21 protein-coding genes and 2 pseudogenes are annotated in these 25,158 nt (G+C 67.8%); 12 read left to right on the top strand and 11 right to left on the bottom strand.

What is annotated here, in order from left to right:
* Position 1: 1 nt before the first annotated feature.
* Positions 2–193 (top strand): hypothetical protein, encoded by a 192-nt coding sequence (locus IPI67_30440; protein MBK7584509.1) that lies wholly within the window; start codon positions 2–4, stop codon positions 191–193.
* A gap of 56 nt (positions 194–249) precedes the next feature.
* On the opposite strand, the gene IPI67_30435 is transcribed toward IPI67_30440, so the two are convergent.
* The 6 genes from IPI67_30435 to IPI67_30410 form a co-directional block, all read right to left on the bottom strand.
* Positions 250–399, bottom strand: coding sequence for a hypothetical protein (locus IPI67_30435; GenBank protein ID MBK7584508.1), 150 nt, complete (start codon positions 397–399; stop codon positions 250–252).
* Positions 400–401: 2 nt separating this feature from the next.
* Positions 402–641 carry a hypothetical protein gene (locus IPI67_30430; protein ID MBK7584507.1) on the bottom strand — a complete coding sequence of 80 codons (240 nt, stop codon included), beginning with the start codon at positions 639–641 and terminating at the stop codon, positions 402–404.
* Positions 638–1,825 (bottom strand): pectinesterase, encoded by a 1,188-nt coding sequence (locus tag IPI67_30425; GenBank protein MBK7584506.1) that lies wholly within the window; start codon positions 1,823–1,825, stop codon positions 638–640. Before IPI67_30425 ends, IPI67_30430 begins: the two co-directional genes overlap by 4 nt.
* Positions 1,826–1,900: 75 nt before the next feature.
* On the bottom strand, positions 1,901–3,628 hold the full coding sequence (locus tag IPI67_30420; GenBank protein ID MBK7584505.1) for a PD40 domain-containing protein: 1,728 nt from the start codon (positions 3,626–3,628) through the stop codon (positions 1,901–1,903).
* A gap of 123 nt (positions 3,629–3,751) precedes the next feature.
* Positions 3,752–7,684 (bottom strand): AgmX/PglI C-terminal domain-containing protein, encoded by a 3,933-nt coding sequence (locus IPI67_30415; GenBank protein ID MBK7584504.1) that lies wholly within the window; start codon positions 7,682–7,684, stop codon positions 3,752–3,754.
* 49 nt (positions 7,685–7,733) lie between these two features.
* Positions 7,734–8,129, bottom strand: a complete 396-nt coding sequence (locus tag IPI67_30410) for a hypothetical protein (GenBank protein ID MBK7584503.1) — start codon at positions 8,127–8,129, stop codon at positions 7,734–7,736.
* 56 nt (positions 8,130–8,185) lie between these two features.
* On the opposite strand from IPI67_30410, the gene IPI67_30405 reads away from it, so the two are divergent.
* The 3 genes from IPI67_30405 to IPI67_30395 all read left to right on the top strand — a co-directional run bounded on the left by IPI67_30405 (position 8,186) and on the right by IPI67_30395 (position 10,498).
* The gene (locus IPI67_30405; GenBank protein MBK7584502.1) at positions 8,186–9,088 is read left to right on the top strand and encodes a hypothetical protein; all 903 of its coding nucleotides are present in this window, start codon (positions 8,186–8,188) and stop codon (positions 9,086–9,088) included.
* 102 nt (positions 9,089–9,190) lie between these two features.
* Positions 9,191–9,391, top strand: coding sequence for a hypothetical protein (locus tag IPI67_30400; protein ID MBK7584501.1), 201 nt, complete (start codon positions 9,191–9,193; stop codon positions 9,389–9,391).
* A gap of 228 nt (positions 9,392–9,619) precedes the next feature.
* The gene (locus IPI67_30395) at positions 9,620–10,498 is read left to right on the top strand and encodes an amidohydrolase (protein MBK7584500.1); all 879 of its coding nucleotides are present in this window, start codon (positions 9,620–9,622) and stop codon (positions 10,496–10,498) included.
* 57 nt (positions 10,499–10,555) lie between these two features.
* On the opposite strand, the gene IPI67_30390 is transcribed toward IPI67_30395, so the two are convergent.
* On the bottom strand, positions 10,556–12,040 hold the full coding sequence (locus IPI67_30390; GenBank protein MBK7584499.1) for a YdiU family protein: 1,485 nt from the start codon (positions 12,038–12,040) through the stop codon (positions 10,556–10,558).
* A 134-nt stretch (positions 12,041–12,174) separates the two neighbouring features.
* Between IPI67_30390 and IPI67_30385 the strand changes: the two genes are divergently transcribed.
* Positions 12,175–13,227: a hypothetical protein gene (locus IPI67_30385; protein ID MBK7584498.1), complete on the top strand. Its 1,053-nt coding sequence runs from the start codon at positions 12,175–12,177 to the stop codon at positions 13,225–13,227.
* Between the two features lie 21 nt (positions 13,228–13,248).
* On the opposite strand, the gene IPI67_30380 is transcribed toward IPI67_30385, so the two are convergent.
* On the bottom strand, positions 13,249–14,733 hold the full coding sequence (locus IPI67_30380; protein ID MBK7584497.1) for a protein kinase: 1,485 nt from the start codon (positions 14,731–14,733) through the stop codon (positions 13,249–13,251).
* Positions 14,730–15,686, bottom strand: coding sequence for a hypothetical protein (locus tag IPI67_30375; GenBank protein MBK7584496.1), 957 nt, complete (start codon positions 15,684–15,686; stop codon positions 14,730–14,732). Before IPI67_30375 ends, IPI67_30380 begins: the two co-directional genes overlap by 4 nt.
* A 151-nt stretch (positions 15,687–15,837) precedes the next feature.
* On the opposite strand from IPI67_30375, the gene IPI67_30370 reads away from it, so the two are divergent.
* Positions 15,838–16,866 (top strand): hypothetical protein, encoded by a 1,029-nt coding sequence (locus IPI67_30370; protein ID MBK7584495.1) that lies wholly within the window; start codon positions 15,838–15,840, stop codon positions 16,864–16,866.
* Between the two features lie 109 nt (positions 16,867–16,975).
* On the opposite strand, the gene IPI67_30365 is transcribed toward IPI67_30370, so the two are convergent.
* Positions 16,976–17,860, bottom strand: a complete 885-nt coding sequence (locus tag IPI67_30365) for a hypothetical protein (GenBank protein MBK7584494.1) — start codon at positions 17,858–17,860, stop codon at positions 16,976–16,978.
* A gap of 213 nt (positions 17,861–18,073) precedes the next feature.
* On the opposite strand from IPI67_30365, the pseudogene IPI67_30360 reads away from it, so the two are divergent.
* Positions 18,074–19,502 (top strand): annotated as a pseudogene (locus tag IPI67_30360) (aldehyde dehydrogenase family protein).
* 100 nt (positions 19,503–19,602) lie between these two features.
* Here IPI67_30360 and IPI67_30355 read toward each other — a convergent pair.
* The gene (locus tag IPI67_30355) at positions 19,603–21,294 is read right to left on the bottom strand and encodes a serine/threonine protein kinase (GenBank protein ID MBK7584493.1); all 1,692 of its coding nucleotides are present in this window, start codon (positions 21,292–21,294) and stop codon (positions 19,603–19,605) included.
* Positions 21,295–21,779: 485 nt separating this feature from the next.
* Between IPI67_30355 and IPI67_30350 the strand changes: the two genes are divergently transcribed.
* The 5 genes and pseudogenes from IPI67_30350 (at position 21,780) to IPI67_30330 (ending at position 25,068) form a co-directional block, all read left to right on the top strand.
* On the top strand, positions 21,780–22,397 hold the full coding sequence (locus IPI67_30350; GenBank protein MBK7584492.1) for a hypothetical protein: 618 nt from the start codon (positions 21,780–21,782) through the stop codon (positions 22,395–22,397).
* 193 nt (positions 22,398–22,590) lie between these two features.
* Positions 22,591–23,124, top strand: a complete 534-nt coding sequence (locus IPI67_30345; GenBank protein ID MBK7584491.1) for a hypothetical protein — start codon at positions 22,591–22,593, stop codon at positions 23,122–23,124.
* 423 nt (positions 23,125–23,547) lie between these two features.
* Complete coding sequence (locus IPI67_30340; protein ID MBK7584490.1) at positions 23,548–24,405, top strand: transposase; 858 nt, start codon at positions 23,548–23,550, stop codon at positions 24,403–24,405.
* A 182-nt stretch (positions 24,406–24,587) separates the two neighbouring features.
* A complete protein-coding gene (locus IPI67_30335; protein ID MBK7584489.1) occupies positions 24,588–24,842 on the top strand; it encodes a DUF433 domain-containing protein in 255 nt (84 codons plus the stop codon).
* A pseudogene (locus IPI67_30330) lies at positions 24,839–25,068 on the top strand (DUF5615 family PIN-like protein). Before IPI67_30335 ends, IPI67_30330 begins: the two are co-directional and overlap by 4 nt.
* The last annotated feature ends 90 nt before the right edge of the window (positions 25,069–25,158 follow it).

Below are 25,158 nucleotides of genomic sequence, written 5' to 3'. Positions count from 1 at the left end.
AGTGAAGATCGCGAGCAAGGCCACGGGCGCAGCGACGACGGCGGACACGATCAGCGTCACGAGGAGGGGCACGATGATCCAGCGGAGCTTGGGCACGTACGCTCAGGGAAGCGCCCCGACCCTCGTCTGTCAACACGGCCCCATCGTGCCGGCGCTCGCCGGCGGAGGGCGCGCCGCGCTGGCTGGGCGCTGAGATCCGCGCAAGGCCTCGGCGGGTTCGGGCGCTCCACATCAAGTCGGTCCGTTCGCTCAGGTGTGCTCCGCCTCACGAACGCGCGCGATCTCCCGCAGCCGCTCCGGGTCGTAGGCCCATGATTCGAACTGCGCGTCGTGGATCCCGAGATTTGGAAAAGGCAGGCTCCTTCTCAGCCAGTACTCCGCGCGGTTCCAGACCGTCACGATCAGCCGGCGTGCCCGGCGTCCTTCATGATCGCCGCGTAGTCGGCCGGGTGTTTCTCGCGCGCGAGGCGGAGGTAGACCTCCACGTAGAACATCATCGCCAGCACCCCATCACGAGCGCTCACGCGGGAATTCGAGTCGAGCAGATCCCGAGTGCAGACGCGCGCGGCGAGCGAGTGGGCGTAGGCGTTGTATTCGTCGAGCAGGGTGTTGAAGCCCTGAGCGCCGCTCGAGCCCCTCACTGCGCCGGCTTCGGTGCGCCGCAGTCCGTGGTCTTGCAGGTCACGCTCTCGACGGGTTTGTCTTGGACGGCATCGGTCAGCCAGCTCACCAGCTTCGTGCCGCCGACTTCCATGTCGTAGAAGTTCGCGTTGCCGAGCACGCAGTGCTGAGAGCCGGCCGCCATGAACGAGCGGAAGTTGCCCCCGGCCGCCGAGATGGTCGCGAGATTGGCCTGCATCTTCTGAGACCAGTCGTTCTCGTCGCCGCCGCCCATCGCCTTGAAATAGGAGTGCTGGGTCGCGTCGTAGGTGGTGTTGAACTGTGAGTAGAACATGTCCGGGAACGTCTTGCCGATCGCCACGTACAGCTCGGGCAACGAGGTGAACGTCGCGGGGTCCACCCCGATGAAGCTCGGGAAGGTCGTCTTGGCGTTCCAGGCGGGGAAGCTCTCCTGGAAGAAGGTGTCGGTGATGATGCCGGCCGCACTGTCGGAGAAGTGGTAGACGCTCGCACTCTTGTAGTGGTTCTTCACGAAGCCGGACCAGAAGATCGACCCATATCCTCCAGCACTGCAACCGGTGACCATGACCTTGTCGGGGGAAGGGACGTTTTCGTAGACCCAGTCGAGCGCGGTTTGGGCGTTGATTGCGCCGCGGTGCTCAATGCTGGTCTCTAGCGGCGCGCCGGGGCTGTAGACCTGCTTCGAGTCGCCCCAGTGCACATCACCGGTGCAGTAGGCGAGGAGAACGTGGTGCCAGTCCTTGAAGGGATTGTCGCCACGGCTGTGGTCGTAGATGCCCTGTGCCTTGGTCTCGTCGCTCATCCAAGGATCGGCGTCGGCGGTCGAGGAGTAGATCGAGTCACCGACCGAGCAAGTGAGGGTGTTCCAGCACGCACCGCCACCGCGGAAGTCGACCACCACCCGGTTCACGGTGCCGGGCCGCACCCAGAACTTGTATTTGGCACCCTTGGCGCAGGTTGTTGCGCCGCCGGGTGCGAACTCGTTCCAGCCGGCGGGTAGCGTGGTGATGGGGCCTTCTGCCGGTGGCGCAGTCGAGGTTCCACCCGTGCCGCCCGTACCACCTGTGCCGCCCGTGCCGGACTTCCCACCGCCGCCCGAGTCGTCGCTGCTACCGCAGGCGCTCGTGGCAAAGGCGAAGCTCGGGAGGATCAGAATGGCGAGGAGAGATCGCGTTCGGCCCATGCCTCCGAAGGGTAGAGAGAATCGGCTCGATTGCAAGGCCGAGGCCGTTGGTTTGCTGCCCGCTGTGACCCTCTATCACGGAGCAACGATCATCGATTGAACGGTACCCCCGGCAGGCGCGGCTTCGAGCAGCTTGGAGGCCGGGGTCTGGTTCGCAGTCGTGAAGTCGCTCGTCACGTAGAGCTCCTTCTGCGTGTCCGTTCCGAGATCACCTCGCACGAACAGTCGTGTCCCGTCCTTCGAGAAAGCGAGCTGGTCGACGTCCAGCGTCGTGGAGGTCGGGGCGCCGAGCACCAGGGTCGCCGCGGGAGTCCCGGATGCCGGCAGGATCCAAGCACCATAGGCGTTGTCGGCAGCGCCGGGGGCGCCGGGCCAGTCGGCGACGACGGCCAGCTTGCTGCCATCGGGGCTCCAGCTGATCGGTGAGAAGAAGTCGGGGCCATAGCTCGTCCCACTAGCTGGTGTCGCCGAGATGCTGGTCACCGCAGCTGCCGTGGTCTGCGTCACGTCGAGGACGAACACCTGATACAAGGCGGCCGTCGGCGAGTCCGAGGAGAACGCCAGCTTGGTGCCCGCAGCGTTGAAGCCGAACGAACCGATCTGAGCGTTCACGGCGCCGCCGCCGTTCTTGAGTGCCGTGCCCGGGACCTGCTCGCGGTTCGCGCCGACTGCGCTCGAGCGATAGAGCTGGAACGAGTCGTCCACCTGGAAATCGCTCTTGAAGTAGATGCGATTTAGCGAGTCCCAGCCGAGCAACGCCTGGACGTCCTTGGTGCCCGCGCTTCCACCGAGCTCGGTCTGGGTGACGATCTCGACCGGCGCGGGCGTGGTGGCCAGAGCGTCGACGACCCACAGCCCGTTCACACCGTTGTTCACGACGTCACCGGTGTACGCGACGTAGGCGTTGCTGCTCGAGACGCTGAACGCCCAGCGCACGCTCGACACCTGGAGTTGAGCGTTGGTGACGGCTGGACTCAGCCGCTTGGGCGGCGTGCCGCCTGCTGCCGGCACGACGTACAGGGTCATGGCGACGTCGGCGTTGAGCTGTGCTGCGAACGCGATCCACTTTCCGTCCGGCGACCACGAGACCTCTTGGAACTGGCTGGATGGTTTGCCTGTCGCCACGGTCGTGGGTGCGCCGCTGCCGTCCTTTGCGTAGACGTTCAAGACCGGGTTGCTCGAGGGGGTATCGCGGCCTGCGACTGCGATCTTCGTTCCGTCCGGTGATGGCGCGACGTCGTAGATGTTGTCGCCGCCGGCGAGGCCGGACAGGGCGAGCACACTCTTGGTCGTGCCCTGGTACGCGCCGACGTTTTCCTTGCCGGGGGTGTCGAAGTCGCCCCAGAAGTAGAGCTCGGGTGAGGTCACGGTTGCGCCACCGGTTCCGCCGCTTGCGCCACCAGTTCCGCCCGTTGCACCACCGGTGCCGCCAGTCGCCCCGCCGGTGCCACCAGTTGCCCCGCCCGTGCCACCCGTCGCCCCGCCCGTGCCTGCCGCACCACCCGTTGCGCCGCCGCTGCCCGCCGCGCCGCCGCTACCCGCCGCGCCGCCGCCACCCGCTGCTCCACCAGTGCCACCCGTCGCCCCGCCAGTGCCACCGCTCACACCGCCCGTGCCACCGGTCGCTCCGACTCCGCCCACGCCGCCGCCGCCAAATCCCCCGGCGGCGCCGGTGCCGCCGGTCGCTCCGACTCCGCCCGCACCACTACCGCCGCCGCCCGAGCCTTCACTGCCGCAGCCAGCGAGCGCGAAAGCGAGAAGTCCAAGGGCCGAGAGCGACGAATGCGAGAAACGAGAAGTCATGGGAGCTCCTTTTGCAGTGCAGCGCCGCCGCCCGTAGCAGGGCGCTGCGACGCGGGCAATGAGAGCAGGTGCGCCCAGGTTGATGTGTGTCAGTCGCACTACGCGAGCGGCGCCCGAGCGCTCTCACCGAAGCGCATCGAGGGAAGCGATGCCGAAGCCCCAGCCGAAACGCGACGGGCGTCCCAGCGTGACGTCCGTGAACGCCACGGTCTGCCGCACGCCGCCGGAGAACGGGAACTTCCCCGTCGCGCCGAGCGCCCGCAGCGTGAGCTTGCCCTTGGCGCCGGGCTCTCCGCCAACGATCAGCGTTCGATAGGTGCCAGCTCCCAGGCCCGTGAACGCCACGGACCAACGGCTGGACCGGGAGCCGCCCGGGGTCCAGGGCGACAGCACGACTCCGCTGGGAGTGACGACGATCACAGTCGGGCAGTCCTCGGCCTTCCCATCGCACTCCAGCGTGGCCTCGAAGCTACCCGCTCCGCCGACACTCTTTTCGTAGGCGGGCACATTTCCAGCTTCGATGAGAGGGATCAACGACTGCACCAGCTTTCCAGGTTGGTCGACGGCCTTTGCCAGCGTGAGAGCCGCGTCCTTGTGGCCAGGCACTCGCGCCCGGCAGCGCAACGCTTGGAATAGCGCCTCGTCGCTCTTGGGTGTGAGTGCCGCCAGCGACTGCCAGTGTGCGCACGCTCGCGCCTCGTCACCGGCCGCCTCGAAAGCCCGGGCCGCCCGCACCTGCGTCTGTGCGCTCTTGGGGTTGGTCTCGACGAGCCCCGCTACCGCCGCGAGCGCCAGCTCGCGATCGCCGCTCGCGGCTGCCGCGTACGAGAGGAGCTCGCGCGCGGTTGGCAAGTCGGGATCGAGCCCGACGAAACGTTGTGCCGCCTTCAGCGCCTCGTCGAAACGTCCCCGGGAGAGCAGCCCACGCACCAGGGCGTCGTGTTTGCGCCGGCTGTCCTTGTTGGTCTCCAGGTCCTTGCGCAGCTTCTCGAGCGCGTCTTCACCAGCTGTTAGCCATTTGTCGTCCCCGGCGCGGTGCACCGCGGTGTCTTGGGGCGGTGGGCCTCCGACGAAGCTGTTTGGGCTCGGCAGCCCGATAGGTCCGCTCGGGTCCGGCTTGAAGATGATAGGGATGCTAATCGTCGCCCCGCCCCCCTCCGGCGGATCGAATTGAGCGGCCCGGGCGCGGGCAACCACGCAGCTCACCACCGAGCCCAAATTCCCACTCACACCACCGGGTTTCGCCGACGCGACGCTGCCATCGGGACCGACACCGATGACCAACACAACGCGTCCGGCCATGCTCGGGTCGAGCTGAAGACCACGTTGGTAACACCTGCGGAACCCTGCCCGCATTCCTGCGACCATGCGGGCGGCATTCGCGACCGATCCACCACTCACTTGTGCGCCACCGACTGACACATTGCCGCTGGGGGTGCCCACCGGTTTTGAACTGGCCGAGCCGTCCCCGGCTCCGGTTACGCCGATGCCGGCGAGGCCCCCGCTCGATGCGCCGGCCTTGCCTCCGGCTGGGCCCGCCCCGGTGTCGAGAGCGCCGACCGACGTCATCTCCAAACTGTCGAGCTCACTGAGCGACGAGCCTCTGGCGGACGACGGTATCGCCCCCGCTTCCGCGTTCTGACTCGCACCGCTCTGCCGGATCCCGAACTCCGCAAACATCTGCGCGTTCTCCAGCGCCAGCAGTGACGTGGCCCGCGACATGACATGAAAACGTTTCGACAGCTCGATGAGCTCCTTGGGTGCCTTGTCTGCTGTCTCCGCCTCGAGCTGGTTGATCCGCGCGGACGCCCATAGCCGGGGCACCAGGGGATTCTGTCGCTCGGGCGCTTCGCTCCACTCGATCGGGACAACGAGCTGATACGGCTTGCCATCGAGGGTGCCGCTGAGCTTCACGTTGCCGGTCGGCGCCGACGCGAGCTTCGCGACCACGACGACTTCCCGCCCGAGGCGCAGGTTCGGCAGCTCTCTGGGGTAGGGCTCCGTCATCTCCGGTGGCAACTCGAGCTTCGCGTCCAGGAGCAGCGGGCGGCGAAGATCGCTCGCGATGTGCTCGAAGCGCTCCTCGAGTGCTTCGCCGTTCGAGATGGGCTCGTAGCTGGCCTTGACGGCGTGAGCGAGCCCGGTGAGCACGACCTCGTCGAGCGAGCGCCCAGCGCCGAGCAGACGCAGATCCAGCTTCTTTGCCGAAAGCGCGGGCAACACCCTGGCGGCGATGCGTTCGACGCTGAGCTCGCCGGCGGTCGGCACGCCGTCGCCGACGTAGACGAGCTGCGCCGGCACCGCGGCATCGGCCCGAGCGCTGGCGGCCACGATGGCGCCGGCAACGTCCGACGCGCCGCGGGCGGCGGCCTTGCCGAGCCACTCGTTGGCAGCGGCGACCTTGTCTTCCGTCGCTGGTGCCAGCCCCTGCTCGGGGAAAGCAGAACAGCTCGTGTCACAGGTCAAGAGCGCAAAACGCTCGCCATCCCCCATGCGGCGCAGGAGCGCGATGGCTAGTGCACGTTCGCCAGCGAGGGTCTCGCGCGACTGGCTCTGACTCGTGTCGATGGCAATGATGCGGTCGCGTCGCACCCAGGCTGGGGTCGCTACCTCGGTGGGCAGGTCCACACCCAGGCGGAGCGCGACGAAGCCGCCGCCAGCATCGTTCCGCATGCTGTCGAAGCCTTGGTCATGCAGCTCACCCCACTTCGGGACGTACGCAGACAGCTCGGCTCCGGTTTGACTGCCCCGGGTGTAGGCAACGACGAAGTCCGTTGCGGGCGTGAAGGCCTTGGCCTCGTAGCTCGCTGTCACCACTCGTTCGGCAGTCGTCAGCTTGGCCGCGTAGCCCGGGGTCGTCGGTGCCGACAGGGGGCGTCGTGTGTCGCTGACGGTCACCCGCAGTGAAAAATCGTCGATCTTGGTGGCGCGGTCGGCACCCAGTGACAGTGGGTAGACGTACTGGCTTCGATCCCCATCGGCGGGCAGGGCTTGGTCGTACGCCAGGAGCACCTTGCGCCGGCCCTTGGCCGGGATCGGAAATATCTTGAGTGAGAATTCGCCGCCGGACACCCATTCCAAGAGCGCCGGGTCGCGCGGGCGCACCGTGTCGTCGACGATGCCCTTGAAGATCTGCGCCGCGCGCTTGCGCTCGACGATCTCTCCTTCCATCAGTTTGTCGCCCACCCAGAGCGCAAGGCGCGACACACTCGCTCCCGGTGGGATCGGAAACACGTAGCGACCCTCCAGGACCTGGCTCGTCTCGTTCTCGAACTCCTCCGTGACCTCGGTGCGCGCGAAGCCGTCACGGACTACCGCTCGCACGTGATGGGACGCCAGTCGCACGCCCGAGACGACCGCCGTCTGACCCGGAACTCTGGCGGTCATGCGGCCCAAGCCCCGCGGCTCGAGGCTCTCGGCCCGCTCGCCTCGTTCCATCGCCAGCGGTACAGCGGCCGTGCGGCTGCTCCAGGCCGCGCGTCGATCGGCCGCCTTCCCGGAGGCGAGGCGTGCCATTTCTCCCGCGTGGAGCTCCAGCGTTTCGGCGGCGCGTACCAGCTTGAAGGTCCCGCGGTCCACTGCGAGATCCGCAAACTCGGCGGCGTGAACGTCCACCGAGACGCTGAGCAAAGCGTCGTTTTCGACCACGCCCTCTTCGCCACGCACGACCAGTCGGAGGTTTCCGCTCGAGCCTGCGCCAGCGCGAGCCAAAGTTGCGCCGCCGCGACGGATGTCGAGCGAGCGTGCGCTCGGGTCGAAGGCGACTTCCGTATCCCCACCGAGCAGCAACGTCGTGGCAGGATCGAAGCGCAGCAGCGCGTGGGCGCCCGGGCTGCTCTTCCAGAGGCTGGCCGATTCCAGCTTGGCGCCTTGTTTCATGGGCTGGCAAGCCGAGCCGTCCGGCTGGCACACGAACGCCTGGCTCACTCCGCCGAAGTCCTCGACCGTCGCAGTCGCGCCCGGGATGGGGACGGGCTTGTCGCTCTCTTTGCGACAGCCCGCCACGAGGACGATGACAGCCAGACAAACAGTCGCGCGAAGTCGAATCCCGCCCATGTGCGCAGGGTACTACATCAGCGGCGAGACGGGTCGCTGCGGCCCGCTCTCACGGCTCGCAGGTTGGTCCGCTGCCGGAGCCGGCCTGGTTCGCGCTGCCCTTCGGGTACTGGTAACTGTACGAGCAGCTCACCGGGGCCGACGCCTGATCGCAGTGCAGCACCAGGTTGGCGGAGATGCCTCCGGTGGATGCCGCGCCGACGATGTAGCTCGTCGTTTGGCCGCCGCAGTCGAGCGTGACCTCAGCCAGGCAGTCGGTGCTCGGTGTGCCCTCGTTGATGGTGAAGGCCATGTTCACCGCTTCGCCATTCTTGGCCTGACTGGGCGTGAAGTCCGGGAATGCGACGTCGACCGCCTGACAGGCACGATTGCCGCCGCCCTCGTCGCTGCCCGAGCAGCCGAGCATCACGAGAGTCAGCGCCACACTGGCCGCGCCGCGATCCATGCGCTGGAGTCTAACACGTGCTTCCGCTCCCGGCTCCAGGAGGTAGGCTAGCTTTCATGTGGTTCTCCCACCGGCTCACTCCACTGCCCATGTTGATGTTCAGCCTCGCGATCACGGCGGGCTGCGACGATGCGGACCGCTGCAAGACCGCGAAGGAGTGCGCGAGCCAGGGCAAGTGCACCCAGAACCCAGCTGGCGTGTGTGTCGTCGCCTCGGATCAGGACTGCAAGGCATCCGAACCCTGCAAGGCTCACGGAAAGTGCAGCGCCAAGGCCAACGAGTGCACGGTCGCCGGGGACGCCGACTGCAAGAACAGCGAAGACTGCAAGAGCCGCTCGATGTGCAGCGCCAACCAGGGCAACTGTGTCAACATCGAGACGGCGATCTTCGCCGAGTGCGCCAAGACCTGCGGCCGCGACGGGCTGTGCGCGAGCCGCGACGGACGCTGCGTCGCCGTCTCTCGATTTCACTGCGCTGGCGGCAGCGCCGGCAAGGCCGAGAAAGACAGCCCTTGCGCGACCGAGGGGCTGTGCAGCGCGAAGGACGGGCGCTGCGGCGCCGAGGCGGACAAAGACTGCGCCGACTCGAGCGCATGCAAGAGCGACGCGCGGTGTACGGCCAAGGAGGGCCGCTGTGTTGCGACCGCCGAGTCGTGCAAGGCGTCGCCCGCTTGCGAGCGGGACGGCAAGTGTGGCGAAAAGTCCGGGGCCTGCGTCGCGATCTCGAGTGCGGACTGCAAGAAGGCCGCCCGCTGCAAGCTCGAGGGCGCATGTTCGGTGAAGGACGGCGCCTGCGCTGCCACGTCGTCTGCGGATTGTGCGCGCTCGTCGGTGTGTGCTCAGGTCAAGCGTTGCCTGTTCAAAGACGGGGCTTGTGTGTCGAGCGGCAGCGGCAAGGGGGCGGGCAACGCCGATCCTCCCGACAAGACGCGGAAGACGACGATCGACGGCTTGTGGTGAAGCGCCGCCTGATCCGACGCAGATTCGCCGACTTGTGACGGCCGCCGCGCCGGCTATGCGCGTCGCCGTCCCCGTGCTGTGCTCCCGGCCCTGGAGGGGATGATGGAAACTGAGGAAGAGGTCGACCGCGAGGTTCGCGAGTCGATTCGGGTGATCAGCCAGCAGCGCGCGACCAAGAAGTGGACGGTGCTGATCGGGATGGTGGTTGCGTTGGTGGCGCTGTGCGCCGCCGTGCTCTTGGCGTATCGCGACACCGGCTCGGAAAAGGGCACGGGGCAATCCGCGCCCGCGGTCACGCGCTAGACTCGCACCTGATTCGATCCGGGGCGCCGGCAGCCCCCGGCGCTATTTCGGGCGGCCTGCCGGCGGGGTTGAACGTCGAGTCGAAGACCGCCTGGAGACCTCGGGCCACGCGGGTGTAGCTTGCGTTCGGTGCGTTCCGGATCGACCGAGGAGCTGACCGGCGAGCTCTCGCCGTGCCTGGCGAGCACGCCTGCCAGCGCCTCCGGCGCAGGTTACCTGGCGGCACCGCTGCCGGCACTCGACGATGAGGAGGGCGCCGCGGTCCCGACCGACCTGCCGCCCGTCACTGACGCTCATGTGCACCTGTTCGGCGCGGCATTGTCGGCGGCGATCTGGCGCTGGTTCGACCGCTACGGTTGGCCGATTCGCCACAAGCTGCACGCGCCCGACGTCGTGGACTTTCTGCTCAGCCGCGGAGTGGAGCGCATCGTTGCCCTTCACTACGCGCACAAGCCCGGCATCGCCGAGGGCATGAACCGCGAGTTGGTCGAGCTCTGTCGAACGCGACCTGCGGTCACCGGCCTGGCGACCGTGCTCCCCGGTGAACCGGACGCGCGAGGCATCCTCGAACGCGCGTTCAGTCTTGGCCTCGCCGGAGTGAAGCTCCACTGCCACGTGCAGTGTTTCGGTCCGGATGCGCCGGAGCTACACGAGATCTACGCCCTGTGCTCCGAGCGGGACCTGCCGCTCGTCATGCACGCGGGACGCGAGCCGAAGAGCCCCGGCTACCGCTGTGATCCGCACGAGCTCTGCTCTGCGGCGCGGGTGGAGCGCGTGCTCGTCGACTACCCCCGCCTGCGCCTGTGTGTTCCGCACCTTGGCGCGGACGAGTTCGACGCCTACGCACGTTTGCTCGAGCGCTTCGACAATCTCTGGCTCGACACCACGATGGTCGCGGCGGGGTATTTTCCCGCTCCAGAGCGGCTCGATCTGCTGACATTGCGCCCCGAACGTGTGCTCTACGGCACCGATTTTCCGAACCTGCCGTTTGCCTGGGATCGAGAGCTGCGTCGCATCCGAGCAAGTCGGCTCGGGGGCGACGTGCTCGAACAGGTCCTGGGCAAGACGGCGGCGGCGCTCTACGGCCTCGGCGACGTCGTGGTGTGAGGGCTCGCCGTCGCGCTCTTCACGATGCGCCTGTGAGAGCTCGAACGGTGCTTCGCATCAGGTGCCACAGAATGTCTGACGCACCCGCTCTTCGGGGAGTGGCGGCTCCGCCAGGTGCGCATGCTCGGGCTGGTCGTCGTATGGCCGAGCGAGCACATCGATGAGTTGTTCGAAGGGCCGGAGGTCGGCGCTGCCGACTGCCGCGTCGATCACCGCCTGGATCTGATGGTTGCGGGGGATGAAGGCAGGGTTGGCGAGCCGCATCGACGCCGCGCGCGCGGTGGGGTCGCCTGATTCGCGGCTGAGTCGAGCTCGCCACGTCTCCGCCCAGCTTCGGAACGCGGCGGGCTCAGCGAACAGCGCGACGACGTCGGCGTCGGCGACGGGATCGGCGGCGGACGCGCACAGTCGACGGAAGAAGACCGTGTGGTCGACCTCGCCCGAGGCGAGGCGCGCGAGCAGATCCTGGGCGAGCACGAGGTCGTCAGGCTCCGCGCGCTCGAGGCCGAGCTTCGCGCGCAGGACGCGGGCGTAGGCCTCCTCGAAACGCGCGGGAAAGCGCTCCAGCTGCTCCGTCGCCATGCGCACGGCTGAAGCCTCGTCGTCGGACAAGAGCTCCAGCAACGACTCAGCGAGCCGTGCCAGGTTCCACTGGGCAATTCGCGGCTGATTCGAGAACGCGTAGCGACCGCCGTGATCGATCGAGCTGAAGACCTTGTCTGGATTGAACTCGTCCAGAAACGCGCACGGACCGTAGTCGAGGGTCTCGCCGGAGATCGAGGTGTTGTCGGTGTTCATCACGCCGTGCACGAAGCCGACGCCCAGCCAACTCGCGACCAGATCGGCCTGGGCGTCGATCACCCGCTCGAGGAGCGCGAGGGCGTCGTTGCCGCTGCCGACCGCGTCCGGGTAGTGTCGTGCGACTGCGTGCGCGGCGAGAGCCACGAGCGCGTCACGGTCGCTGCGCGCGGCAAAGAACTCGAACGTGCCGACTCGGATGTGGCTGGCCGCCACTCGCGTGAGGATCGCGCCGGGCAGCACCTCGTCGCGCATGACCCGTTCGCCCGTCGTGACCGCTGCCAGCGCGCGTGTGGTTCGAACACCGAGCGCCGCCATGGCCTCGCTGACGATGTACTCGCGCAGCACCGGGCCGATTGCGGCGCGCCCGTCCCCCCCGCGCGAGAAGGGCGTCCGCCCTGCGCCCTTGAGCTGGACGTCGCGTCGCTCTCCGTCGCTGCCGATTACCTCGCCGAGGAGCACTGCCCGGCCATCACCCAGCTGCGGTACGAAGGAACCGAATTGGTGGCCGGCGTAAGCCAGCGCGATCGGCTCCGCGCCGTCCGGGATCTCGTTGCCGGAAAATAGCGATGCCCCGGCCCCCGCCTCGAGCCAGTCTGCGTTCATGCCGAGCCGCGCGGCAAGGGATCGATTGACCCGGATGAGGCGCGGAGCCGCGACTCGGGCGGGGGCCACCCGCGCAAAGAACCGCTCCGGCAAACGGGCATAACTGTTGTCGAACGAGGCGAGGGCAGCTGTTCCCATGATGTGCGCGTCCGGAATCTGGCACCCAGCGCCCGGTTTGCAAAGTGGGGGTCGGGCTACCCGACGGCTGTGTCATGGATGGACGATTTCTTCCGAGTCGGGCCCGAGGGAGTTGGGATAGCGTTCTGGTTTCGATGACCCGCCCTCGTTTGGCACGCGTGACGTTCGGCCTCTTGATCAGCCTCGGCGCCTGTGGCGCGCCCGGGTACTCCTCGTCGGGGCCCGGGCACTCCGGTCCGCCGGGCACTGTCGGACGACACTGTCCAGAGCCGACCGAAGCCAGTGATCAGCTCAGCGTGGCCATGCCGGCCGAGCAGCGCGCTGACATGGAGGTGAGCGCACGCAGGGGCCCGGTGGTCGTTCGCTTTCGAGACTGCCAACTTCATGTGCTCTCCAATTGCAGCGCAAAGGGAGCGTACGCGTTCGAGTCGGCGGCACCGCGGACTGACCACCTGGTCCTGTCGAGCCCCGCGGAGCTCGAGCGCCGGATGCCGGCGCAGACTGCAGCGCTCGAAGGGGAGCTCTCGCGCGCGGACGGCTTGAGTGTGTTCACTCGAGTCGTCGGGCGCTACGTCGCGGCGCCGGCGGAGCTGTCGGCCGATGCACTCATGGGAGACTGCTCCGGCGCTACGCATCTCGTGGCTTCGATTGACGTCGGAGCGTTCGTGCTCCGGACCGGTCGCTCCTCCGAGCCCGATCTGACGGTGGACTCGGCCGAGCCTGCGCCCCCACGTTCGGACTCGCTCAGCGAAGGACCGAGCTCGGGTTCGTCCCTCGTCGACCCGAGCGCGCACCAACGGACCCTGACCGCCGCGGGAAATTGGACGGATTGCTCCGCCGCCAGCGCGGGTGCGGAAGGGCCACCGCGAACCTGCTCGGAGATCGTGGCCATCCATCTGTCGCCGCTCGGTGCCGGCAGAAGCGCGGCTGCGATCGTGCCCCCCGCCGCGAGGCCCGATCACGGCGAACCGCCCCCCGACGCGGGCGCGCCGGGTCTCGCTGTTCCGGATGGCGCGTTGCTCAAGGGTAGTGGGCCTGACATCTATTTGATCGAGGCTGGAAAACGGCGGCACGTGCCGGATCCTTCGACCTTCAACGCCATGGGCCTCGACTGGTCCGAGGTGAAGACGATCCCGGACGCGCAGCTCGAGCTCGTGCCGCTGGGTGAAGAGCTCCCGCGCCGATGAGCAGTTGCGATTCGTTGCGCGTCAGTCCCGCGTGTAGATGGACTGCGGTCGCTTGGTTGCTGGTTTCACCTGCACGGTTGGCGGCTTCTTCGGCGGCACCGCGGGTCTTGCCGGTTGGGCGGACGCGGACGCCGACGCCGCGGGTTCGCTCGATGCTTCGGCTGGCGGCTCAAGCACAACCAGCTCGGTGCTGCTCGTCGCCGGCGGTGCCACCGCAGATGGGGTTGGTGGCTGAACCTCGGCTGCGGTCCCGGGTGCGGACTGAGTCGGATTCGTCGCGCTCGACGGGCGCCGGGTCGCGAACCAGAGCATCGAGGGGACTGCGAGCACGAGCGCCGCTCCGACGAAGAGCGGTGCAAAGCGCCGCCCGCGTGTCGGCGTGAGGGAGTCCCTTGGGTCGACGACGGAGCCGATCTGCGAACGCCCGGTGCCGGAGACCGGCATGGTCTCCATCGACTCGGCGCGAGCGCGCGCTGCAAACCGGTCCAGGACTTCCCGCGCGCCGGGCACGTCCTGCACGTCGATGGACGACGACGAGCGCTCGATCTCGGCGACGCGGGCGGCACGGTCGTCGAGGCGCCGGCGGGCGCAGTTGCCGACCCACGTGCCGACCTCCCGGGCCGAGACCAGCCCGACGGCATCCTCCAGCGCCACCGCCATCTCGAGCGCTGTCGCGAAGCGCTGGTCGGGATCGCGAGCGAGCCCCTTCATCACCAGAGCGTCCAGTTTTTCGGGGATGTCCGGATTCTTGGTGCTCGGACGGGCGATGTCTCCGTTCAGCACCTTGCCGACGATCTCACCCGGGTCGGCGCCGTGAAACAAACGCCGTCCGGTCAGCGCTTCCCAGAGCACCACGCTGGCAGCGAAGATGTCCGTGCGTGCGCTGACCCCGCGTCCGGCGAGTTGCTCCGGCGCCATGTACGAGATCTTGCCCTTGATGCGACCCTCGTCCGTGGTCTGAAGCCTGCCGGCCGCCTTGGCGACACCGAAGTCGAGCACCCGGGCGACTCCGTCGGTACCCACCAATACGTTGTGCGGAGAGACGTCCCGGTGAACGAGGTGCAGTGGCTCCCCCTTCTCGTTCGTCGCCTCGTGCGCCGCGTGCAGTCCCTGCAACGCACCGGACGCGATGTGGACAGCGAAGCTCAGTGGAATGCGTTCTTTGGCGCGCGAGACGGCTCCGAGCAGCGACGCCAAGGACTCCCCGGCCACGTACTCCATGACCAGGAACACCTCGCCGTTCGTCGCCACCACGTCGAGGGTCGCGACCACGTTCGGGTGGCGGATGCGGGCGGCCAGGCGCGCCTCGTCGAGGAACATCGCGACGAACTCGGGATCTTTGGCGTGCTGCGGGTGCAGCCGCTTGATCGCCACGGTTCGCGCGAAGCCGACGGGCCCCAGGAGGCGACCGAGGTGGACCGTCGCCATGCCACCCGACGCAAGCTCGTCGTAGAGCGCATAACGGCCGAGCAAGAGTGGTTCGCTGCCTGTGGTCAACTCCGTCACAACGACCCTCGCAGCCCGAGCCATGCGCCATGCTCGGAGGCGACCAGCACCGGTAGGGTTCGCCGGGCGCGCTGGGGTGTCTCCGCCGTGCCGCCGCTGAGCAGAAGCACCGTGGAGAGCCCGAGCCCGACGACTCCAACACCAAAACCGATCGTGCTCACGAGCCCGAGCGTCTGAGCCGAGTCCGCTGCGTCCTTGCCGGTCGCGTCGCATTGGGTATCGACGCAGTGATCTTCGATGGTCGATTTCTTCCCCAAGACCATGGCCCCAGTGATGCCACCCACTGCGAGGCCCGCGAGGCCAACGCCACCCACCACGTAGGCGAGCGTGTGCCCGCCGGATTTCTTCAGCGTCGGGGAGTCCGCGGTGGGCGACGGGCCAGGGGTCGCGACCGGTGTGGAGGCGGATGGAGCGTCGGGAAGCTCGAGCTGCACTTCTTCGGTGGTGCTCTCCTTCACATTCACGGTGCGACGGGTCTCGCGCCCATCGCGCATCCGCAGCACCAGCGTCTGCTCACCCGGATCCACCGGCAGCGGCACTCCCAACGCGGCGCGACCCAGCGCGCTCCCGTTGCGGAGCACGGTCGCATCGGCTGGGGCATCCGCGGGTATGCGAATCGTCAACTTCGGCACGCGCGGCTGGAGCTTGGCGAGGGCTGTCTTGGAAATCTCGTCGCGCCCCCTTTGTTTGCTTTGTTCGGCCGCAGTCATGCGTGAGAAACGGCCCAGGTAGTCGCCGTAGTGGACTGCTGCGGAGGCAACCAGGCCTGCCTTGGCCTCACACTCCGCGAGCGTGAAGAGGGAGCCGGGGCGTGGATCGAGGCGGAGGCTCTCGGCGAACGCGGGACACGCGCTGTCGAGCCGGCCCGCTTCGAGCTCTGCGAGCCCCTTCTTGAACAGCGCCTCTGCCGCGGCGGCGTCTTGGGCAGCGCACGGCGAACTCGCCGCGAGCACGCAGGCGAGTCCGGCGGTACCGAGGAGCCCTGACCGAAACGAGAACACCATCTGGCAAGGTATCAGGGTTACCAGCAACGTCCATGTCGGATGGACTCGCACCCAGCGCCGGCTTGCGAATTGCGCAAGAGTCGTAAAGAGTATTGCCTTGGTGCGCGCTCGACTGCTCTTGGTGCTCTGGGTCTCGACGGGCTGCACGACGCTGCTCGGAGTGGACAAGGACTACGAGAACGGAACGGGCGGAGCGGCGACGGGCGGAGCGTCCGGCGGAGGTTCGGGGGGCGTCAGCGCAGCAGGCGGCGCAGCGGGTGTTGGCGCGGGAGGCACTGGCGGAGGCACGGGGGGCGCGGGTGGCAACACCAGTGGTGGCGGAGGAAACGCGGGTGGCGCCGGCGGAGCGGGCGGCAACACGGGCGGCGCGGGTGGCGTCGGCGGAGCGGGCGGCACTGGGGGAGCGACCGGTGGCACTGGGGGAGCGACCGGTGGCACTGGGGGAGCGACCGGTGGCAGTGGTGGCGCGACCGGTGGCAGTGGTGGCGCGACCGGTGGCGCGGGCGGAAGTGGTGGCGGCACAGGCGGCAGCACGGGCGGGAGCGGTGGCACCCCAGGATGTCCGACGTTGGGAGCGGCGTTTCCCGCGACTCCCGTGCTCGACAACTTCAACCTCGCGAACGGGCCACCGAACCCGTCGAAATGGTTGTTGGACGTCGGTGCCTTCTCGATCGAGTCGAACGCGCTGCGCAACTCCGCTCAAAACGGCGACATCACGCTGATCTGGTACGACCCGCGCTGCGCCGATCAAGAAGCGTATCTGACGGTGACGCAGCTCGACCTCACGGCCAAGGAGCTATACCTGAGCATGAAGCGGCAGTCGGTCGCCGACGGTTGCAACACCATCGAGGTCCTGTACGAGCCTCCGAATCATGAGATCGGCGTCTACACGTGTACCGGCGTCAACAACTGGGTGGGGCACGGCACGTTCGCGATGACGCTCAAGGCAGGGGACGTGTTCGGCGGCAGGGCCCGCGCCAACGGCGGCGTCGAGGTGTATGTGAACGGCGCGATCAAGCTGAGCACCAGCATCACGAGCTGGCAGCACTACGCCAAGCCCGGTTACATCGGCATCGGCTGGTCGGCGCCGAGCGGTGCCGGCATCGTGGACGACTTCGGCGGCGGTTGAGACCGGTTCAAATCGCCTCGATTGTCCCTCGGCGCCCGCGTCGAGCCACCACGTCGCGGCTGCTGTGACGGGCATCATGCGCCGCGAATCGAGGCGCCCGAGCTGCGCGTCACTGGGTCAGTCCCGGAATCACTTTTCCCGAGGCGAGCTGCCCGCTGGTGATGTCGTGCAGCCGGTGAGAGAAGTCCATCGCCAGGTAGTAACAAGTCCCGTTGCCGCTTTCGCCGCAGTCATCCGCGGCCGTCGAGATGTACGTTACGTCCGGTAGCGCCGCCGGAAACCCGGCAGTGTTCTCGAACGCCAGGTAGTAGCAGTGTCCCCCTCGCAGTTGGGGCGTCTTGGCGTACGAAGCATACGCGGGATCGGTCTTCAGCTTCTGGGCGCTCGCCTCGTCCTTCGCAACGACGAAGTCGAGCGTCCCACCGCCGTGCGCGCCCCAGCTCGCGAGCTTCTCCTTTTCGGCGAAGGTCGCGTCGCACGGCTGGTCACTGATCCACGCGACTCCACCCGAGTTGTCGCCATAGGCGGACAGTGTTGCCAAGTAGGTGTTCTCTTCCAGCTGGACCTTCACCAGCCAGAGGCGGTCCTTCACTCGACTGAAGCCCAGACGGTACGGTGCCTGGTCCGCAAAGTAGGTGCCGTCGCCCTTGGCGGTCGCGCTCCACTCGCGATACATCACCTCACGGCCGAAGCAGGTCGTCGGGATGGTGAGGGTTGGACACGGATCGGACGCGCCTGCGTCCGACGCGTCGGGGGCTCCCGAGTCGCCAACGCCGCCCGCACCGGCTCCCCCGCTGCCGGCTACGCCTCCCCCGGCGCCGCCATCGCTCGTCGAACCCCCGCTCGTCGAACCCCCAGCGCCGCCACTGCTCACACCGCCGGTGGCCGAGCCCCCACCGCCCGCCACGCCTCCGTTGCCCGAGTCACTGCCACAGGCCATCGCCAACGGGATGCTCACGACGACGACCGAGAGCTGGGCGAGGCAACGACGCATGGGCCTAGCGTATCAGCGGTCGTGCCGTCGGCGAATCCCGAGCGTCGCGGCTCCGCTGCCGATCGTCTACCCCGAGGTTCGGGCTGAGGCGTGACCCGTGGCGGCGGGCGGACGACACGGCGCTTTAGACCTACCCGCCCGACGCGGATCGAGGTTACTCACGGTCACTCGACCAACGAGGCCATGCGGCCTCGTTCTTCCCCGGGGGTTCCAATGTACGACCTGAAGAAATTCTACATCGACGGCGCGTGGGTAGAGCCGCTCTCGAAGCGCGAGCAAGACATCATCAATCCGGCGACCGAAGAGGTGATCGGCAAGGTCGCGCTCGGCTCGGCCGAGGACGTGGATGCGGCGGTCGCTGCCGCGCGCCGCGCGTTCGAGACGTACTCTCAGACCAGCCGCGAGGAACGGATCGCGCTCATCGGTTCCATCCTCACCGCCTACCAGGCGCGCTTCGGCGACGTCTGCACTGCCATCTCGGACGAGATGGGCGCACCGATGAAGCTGTGCCAACAGGCTCAGGCGGCCGCGGGGCTCGCGCACGATGACCATGCTGAAAATCCTCGAGAGCTTCGCGTTCGAGGAGGATCTGGGCACGACCCGCCTACTGAAGGAGCCGGCTGGTGTCGTCGGCATGATCACGCCGTGGAACTGGCCAATGAACCAGGTCTTCGTCAAGGTCATCCCCGCGCTCGCCGCGGGCTGCACGATGGTGCTCAAGCCGAGCGAGATCGCCCCCGTCAGCGCCACCGTGCTCGCGGAGGTGATGCACGCGGCCGGTGTGCCCAAGGGTGTCTTCAACCTGGTGCACGGCGACGGCCCAACCGTTGGGGAAGCCATGGCGCGGCACCCGGGCATCGACGTGGTGTCGTTCACCGGTTCGACGCGCGCCGGCGTCCAGGTGGCCAAGCTCGCCGCCGACAGCGTCAAGCGCGTGGCGCAGGAACTCGGCGGAAAATCCGCCAACATCATCCTCGAGGGGGTAGACCTCACCAAGGCTGTGACCGGCGGCGTCATTCAGATGATGATGAACAGCGGCCAGTCCTGCAACGCGCCCTCGCGCATGCTCGTGCCCGCGGCTCACTACGCAGAAGCCGTGCAGATCGCCAAGGCTGCCGCCGAGAAGATCGTCGTGGGTGATCCGAAATCGGAGGCGACGACGATGGGGCCGCTGGCCAACAAGAACCAGTACGACAAGGTGTTGAAGCTCATCTCCAGGGGCGTCGAAGACGGCGCGACCGTGGTCACCGGCGGCGCCGGCAGGCCCAAGGGGCTCGACAAGGGCTACTATGTTCGCCCGACAATCTTCGCGAACGTCAACAACGCGATGACCATCGCCCGCGAAGAGATCTTCGGGCCGGTGCTGGTGATGATTCCGTACGAGACCGAGGATGAAGCCGTCCGGATCGCCAACGACACACCCTACGGTTTGTCCGGCTACGTCTCCGGCGGCAGCGTCGAGCACGCGCGTCGCATCGCAGCGCGCCTGCGTACGGGCATGGTCCACCTCAACGGTGCGTCCGTCGATTTCGCCGCCCCGTTCGGCGGCTACCGACAGTCGGGCAACGGCCGCGAGTGGGGTGCGCAGGGGCTCGAGGAGTTTCTCGAGACCAAGGCCGTGATGGGTTACTCGGCGGGTTGAGACGGCTCGACGGGCACGAGCGGGCTTGCGTCGAGCGTCGTCGCGCTCGAGCGTCGCCCGGCGCAAGCCTGACCGACAAGTGCCGGATGACGTTCGATGCTCAGTCTGGGCTGAAGACGATCGGGTACACGAAGTCCACCCCGCGGCCGCCGACGGGGTTCTGGAACCGGAAGCCTTTCCAGATGCCGATCGAACACGCCTGCGCTTCCGCGCTTGGCAGCGACGATTCCTGGATGCGCGCCGAATAGACGCGCCCGTCGGGGCTGACGCGCACGGCAAACGAGACCTTGCCGGCGAGCTTCGCGTTTTTCCCCAACGCCTGCTGGAAGCAGGCTCGAAACCGATCGAACTTCCCGCGCACCTCGGCCTGAATGGTCTCGGGCGGAATGCCGACTCGAGCATCAGCGACCGCACAGTTCTGGGCCATGGGGCTGTCGGCGGTGACCCCACCCGGAGGGCACCCACAAGCTCCCTGGCTGTCAGTCGGCACCAGCCCCTTGGCGCAACACGCGATGCGTCGTGCATCGGGATCGCACCACGCTACCGCGTCGGCCGAGCACGCGTGTCTCTTGGGAACGTCTTTCGCGGAATCGCAGGGCCAGAGCGGCGGCAGCGTGGCCGGCGGCTCGGCGAGCGGCGCTTCGGGGGTCTCCGGCGCACTCGCGGACGCGCGCAGCTCACGTCGCTCAGTGCGGTCGTGCTTTCGGTCCTCTCTGAGCCCGCGCACCACCACGACGGCGCCCCCGACGACGGCAACGGCGAGCAGAGCCGCACCCCACTTCACTGCTCGGACTGACGCGCCGGCTTTCGCCTCTGCGACCTCCGGCGTTGCGGTGGTCGTAGCAGGCGCCGCCGTCACCGCTCCCAAATCCATGGCGCCGACGGGCGTTGCCAGCGTGTGCGCCAGAGGATCGACCTCCGATCTCTCGGCGCGGAGGACGACCCTGACGTCGGGCAACGCGGCATCGACCAAGCGCACGAGCTCCGCGCCGTTCAGCGGCCGATCATCGGGATTCTTTGCCAGGCAGCGAGCCACGAGAGCCGCGACGCTCTCGGGCAGGTCCTTCGCGTCCGGCATCGGCGCGGGGGCGTCCCGCAGCACCGATGCGACGCGCTCGAGCGGAGTATTTCCCGTGAACGGAGGGCGGCGCGCAAGCAGCTCGTAGAGGACCACTCCGAACGCGAACACGTCGGCGCGCTGATCACACTTCTTGCCGGAAGCTTGCTCGGGCGACATGTACCCCGGCGTCCCCAGGAGCATCCCTTCGCGGGTCGTCCACGCCGTTTGTCCAGCCGGCGTGTTGTCGTCGTCCAGCGCTTTGGCGATGCCAAAATCCAGGATTTTGACGCTGGCGTCCTCGGTCACCATCACGTTCTCCGGCTTCAAGTCCCGGTGCACGATTCCGGCCGCGTGGGCCTTGCCCAGTGCACCGGCTATCTCGCGGGCAATGCGCAGCGCTTCGAGCGCGCTGATGCTCGCGCGCTCGAGCCGGTCGCGCAGAGTCATGCCCGAGACGCGCTCCATGGCGATGTAGAGCACGCCATCGCTCTCCCCGATTTCGAAGACCGTAGCGATGGCCGCATGGGTGATCTGCGCTGCCGCGCGCGCCTCGCGCAAGAAGCGGTCGCTGCGCACGCGATCCGCCGCGAGAGCGGCGGGCAGGACCTTCAGCGCCACGGTCCGACCGAGCTTCTCGTCCCGGGCCTCGTAGACGACACCCATGCCGCCCCGACCAAGCTCTGACAGCACGCGAAAGTGGGCGACTGCGCTGCCCGCGGCGATCTCGCTCACGGCGGTGATGATACACGCGACCGAGCCCGCCGCGTACGCATGATTGTCCTCGCCCAGGGGAGGCGCGGACGGTGGTCTCGCACCGAACCCGCCCGGCGCGTACCCTGGGCGCGGTGAGTTTGGCGCCCTGATTCGCTGATGTGCGTAACCTCCACCCGGGGTGCATGAAGGCGTGGTTGTGCCGGGCAGGAACCTGGCACAGGCGCCGCAGCTGCTCCAGGTAGTCGCGCTCGGCTTGCAGCTCGGTCATGGGTGCGTCGTCCGCCACGGAGCGTGTCAATGTCAGCTTGGCACCCCAGAGCCGTGCGAGGTGGTCGCCCGTTCCCACCACGAGCGCATCGTGGGGTCCCGGTTCGGCGTAGACCACGATCTCGCGCACGCTCGTCGGTGGCCGCGGGGGAGATCAAGGCGGAGTTTTACGCCAATCATCCCGAAGCTCTCCGGCTTGGGAGCCCGTCGCCGCGAGATGGATTACCCTCGGGGGCATGAGTCGCATCGTGATCGTGCTGGTCGCGTTCCTGGCGGGCGCGTGCTCTTCGTCGTCGACCAACCCCGCTAGCGGAGGCGGGGGCGGCACCGGCCCTGGGGGTAGCGGCGGCAGCAGCACGGGCGGCAGCGGCGGCAGCAGCTTGGGGGGTAGTGCGGGCGTGGCCGGAGCCGGGGGAGCCGGCGGGGCAGGAGGGGCTGGCGGGAGCGCGGGCGCTGCTCAGTGTGGGCAGTGCGGGGGTAGTCTGTGCAACATCCCGTGCAGCGGCAGCTGTGCGTGCGAGCCGGGCTGCGCCTGCGCGTTCCAGTGCGACTCGCTGTGCGACCTCGACTGCGGGACCGAGGCCAACTGCGAGACCAAGTGCGGCGCCAAGGCGCCGTGCAGCATGACCTGCTCAGGCAAGCCCTGCTCCCTCGACTGCGATGGTGCGAGCTGTGACTTGAAGTGTCTGACTGCCGACTGCAGCATGAACTGCGACGATGGCAGCAGCTGCCGGCTCGAGTGCCACAAGGGGGAGAACAACTGCGCGATCCTGGGCTGCGCGGAGGCGGTGCAGCAGATCAGCTGCAACGGCTACACCGTCAAGCTCTGCAAGCGCCCCGGCGCGGGCTGCTGACCCGAGCGGGTAGCGTCAACAGCGGAGCTGCTCGCGCGTTCGGCGACACAAACGCAAGCGCGCCTGGCGACTTTTGGGCGCCGAGGCAGCACCCCTCGCTTTGGGAGCCCTACGGCAAGCCGAAGCTCCTGCCGCGCCGCGTGGCGCTTTTTGCGACGCGGATCTAACATCCTCAACAGGAGCACCCGAGCCCATGACCTCGTTCCCGAGCCAAGCAGGACGCGCGCCGCACCTTTTCTTCGCCCTCCTGGCCCTTCAATGCAGCTCGAGCTCGACCAACGAGGCCGTGGGCGGCGGGGGTGGAGCGGCCGGCGCCGGGGGCGCGGACGCCGGGGCGGCCGTGGTTCGCTGCGGGAGTCTCGCCTGCGATGCCACACAGCTCAAGAAATGCTGCTTCACGAGCAACGATTCCCAGGTGCTCTCGACCGAGTGTTCGGGCAACTGCCCTGCAAAGTACACGCAGAGCACCAGCTGCGATGACAAGTCGGACTGCGTCGCACAGGGCAAGGCGGGCACCTTCTGCTGCGCGAGCCTCGCGGCGACCTGTTCCGATCAAAACCCCGAGCAGTGCATCGAGAGCGCCCAGTGTGTACTCGAGGAAAACTGCGCGGGCCCCAAAACAATCATCCTTTGCGATCCTGCCGCGCTGGGGGACTGCCCCGGCGCACGTACGTGCATGCCCTCCAGCGGACCCATGACCATACGCAAAGGCGTCTGCGCGCCCTAGAGGCGCGGCCACTCGCGAGCGACCTTCCGATTCCCGCGCGCACGCGGGCGGGGTTCGTTGCCACGGGCGCCGCCACCGCGGGCACGTTCGGCTCCGTCCACTCTGGTGCTGCCCCCACTCGCGCTGCCTGCGCTCGTCGGCCTCCCCCAACGCGGCGTGCACCCCGTCGGGTGTCGCCAAGCGCGTCGCGCGGGCGGTTTGCCGATACGCGAGCCTCGCCGCGTGATCACCGCTGCATCTTGGCGCACGGACCTCGCGCTGTGACGGAGGCGCTCGTCGTGACGGACGTCTCGGCGCGCTGCCACTGGGAAGCGTTCCATCGCTTCTTCTCGCGCGGCTCTTGGAGCCCAGACGTTCTCGGGTTCAATGTCTTCAGCTGCTTGCAGCGACGGCTCGTTCGCGGAACGCTGCGCGTCGTCATCGATGACACGATCGCATCGAAGAAAGGGCCCGCACGTCTTCGGGATCGGCAGCCATCTCGACCCCGTGCGCTCGACCAAGCTGTGCCGCGTCTTCACGTTCGGGCATTGCTGGGTCGTGCTTGCCGTCGTCGTCCGTCTCCCCTTCTCGACGCGGGCCTGGGCGCTACCCGTCCTGTTCCGTCTCTATCGCAATCTGAAGGAGTGCGAGAAAAAGCATGCGCTCTACAAGAAGAAGACCGAGCTCGCCCACGAGATGCTCGATGTCCTGCTCGGCTGGGTCGTCGAGCGTCGTGTCGAGCTCGCCGCCGATTCCGCCTACTGCAACGACACCGTAACGCGCGGTCTGCCGGCGCAGGTCGTGCTGTTCGGTGCGATGAGGCCAGACGCGGTCCTCACCGAAGCACCGCCGCAACCCTCGAACTCGAGCAAAGGCGGTCGTCGACGCAAGCGGGGTAAACTGCTCCGCAAGCCGGAGAAGATCGCCGCCGATGGTCGAACGCCCTGGCAGACCACGACGGCCATGCTCTACGGTCGCCTGACCACGATCCGCTACAAGACGCTCGTCGCGCAGTGGTACCGCGCGACGGGGACTCGCCTGCTTCGGAGCGTCATCGTCGAATGCTCGACCGGACGTCTCTTCTGTCGGGTCTTCTTCTCGAGCGATGCGTCTCTGGACGTCGTCACTCTGCTGGAAACCTACGCCGGCCGATGGGGCATCGAGGTCTTCTTCCGCGAGGCCAAGCAACTCTTCTCGCTTCGCCGACTCACAGGCGCGCAAGGAAGCGGCGGTCCTTCGCGTCGCTCCCCTGGTCGGACTCCTCTACTCCGTCCTCGTTCTCTGGTTCGTCCACCGGGTTGAACCCCTCCTGTCGATCGACGCCTTGGCTGCTGAACGCCAATGCGTCCGCGGTGTTTCCCCCCGCGGTGATTGCCCTCGGCCCCGCCGCTCCCCTGCCACCCACGTCTCGAAGTCATCCGCCCTGTGGGCGCCCCTCAACGTGACAGAACAAGTCTCCGAGTGTACGCTTTGCGCAGCCCCTCATGACGGATGAGCACAAGCTCCTCGAGCGAATCACCGTGAACCCCGAGATCTTCGGCGGCAAGCCCATCATTCGCGGGCGACGCTTGGCCGTCGAGCACGTCCTCGACATGCTGGCGGTAGGGGACTCCGTGGAGACCATCTTGGACGGCTATCCGTGGCTGGAGCGCGAGGACGTTCGAGCTTGCCTTGTCTACGCGCGCCGCGTGGTCGCGCACGAGCGCATCGAGAGCTTCGACCTGAAGACCGGGACGTGAAGGTCCTGCTCGACACCTGCGTGTCGGGGAGGCTGCGGAGGTGCTTCGCGGGCACGGACACGACGTTGTCTGGACGGGAGAGTGGGAAGTGGATCCCGGGGACGATGCCATCGTCGCGCTGGCGCACCGCGAGGGACGGGTGCTCGTGACGTTGGACAAGGACTTCGGGGAGCTCGCAGTCGCTCTGCGGCGGCCTCACGCTGGCATCGTCCGCCTCGTCGGGATTCGTGTCGCAGACCAAGGTCCCACCGCTCTGGCCGTCCTCGAGCGCCGAAGCGATCGTGCCAGTAGGCGGCGTGCAGGGCGAAGGGCATGT

The organism is Myxococcales bacterium, assembly GCA_016706225.1.
In the GTDB taxonomy this organism is placed as follows: domain Bacteria; phylum Myxococcota_A; class Polyangia; order Polyangiales; family Polyangiaceae; genus JADJKB01.
This window is presented reverse-complemented; position numbering and strand designations above follow the sequence as displayed.

Coding starts and splice junctions, on each gene's coding strand:
- IPI67_30425 (MBK7584506.1), bottom strand. CDS start 1,825: ATGGGCCGAACGCGATCTCTCCTCGCCATTCTGATCCTCCCGAGCTTC.
- IPI67_30420 (MBK7584505.1), bottom strand. CDS start 3,628: ATGACTTCTCGTTTCTCGCATTCGTCGCTCTCGGCCCTTGGACTTCTC.
- IPI67_30415 (MBK7584504.1), bottom strand. CDS start 7,684: ATGGGCGGGATTCGACTTCGCGCGACTGTTTGTCTGGCTGTCATCGTC.
- IPI67_30410 (MBK7584503.1), bottom strand. CDS start 8,129: ATGGATCGCGGCGCGGCCAGTGTGGCGCTGACTCTCGTGATGCTCGGC.
- IPI67_30405 (MBK7584502.1), top strand. CDS start 8,186: ATGTGGTTCTCCCACCGGCTCACTCCACTGCCCATGTTGATGTTCAGC.
- IPI67_30400 (MBK7584501.1), top strand. CDS start 9,191: ATGGAAACTGAGGAAGAGGTCGACCGCGAGGTTCGCGAGTCGATTCGG.
- IPI67_30390 (MBK7584499.1), bottom strand. CDS start 12,040: ATGGGAACAGCTGCCCTCGCCTCGTTCGACAACAGTTATGCCCGTTTG.
- IPI67_30385 (MBK7584498.1), top strand. CDS start 12,175: ATGACCCGCCCTCGTTTGGCACGCGTGACGTTCGGCCTCTTGATCAGC.
- IPI67_30365 (MBK7584494.1), bottom strand. CDS start 17,860: ATGCGTCGTTGCCTCGCCCAGCTCTCGGTCGTCGTCGTGAGCATCCCG.
- IPI67_30350 (MBK7584492.1), top strand. CDS start 21,780: ATGAGTCGCATCGTGATCGTGCTGGTCGCGTTCCTGGCGGGCGCGTGC.
- IPI67_30345 (MBK7584491.1), top strand. CDS start 22,591: ATGACCTCGTTCCCGAGCCAAGCAGGACGCGCGCCGCACCTTTTCTTC.
- IPI67_30340 (MBK7584490.1), top strand. CDS start 23,548: ATGACACGATCGCATCGAAGAAAGGGCCCGCACGTCTTCGGGATCGGC.
- IPI67_30335 (MBK7584489.1), top strand. CDS start 24,588: ATGACGGATGAGCACAAGCTCCTCGAGCGAATCACCGTGAACCCCGAG.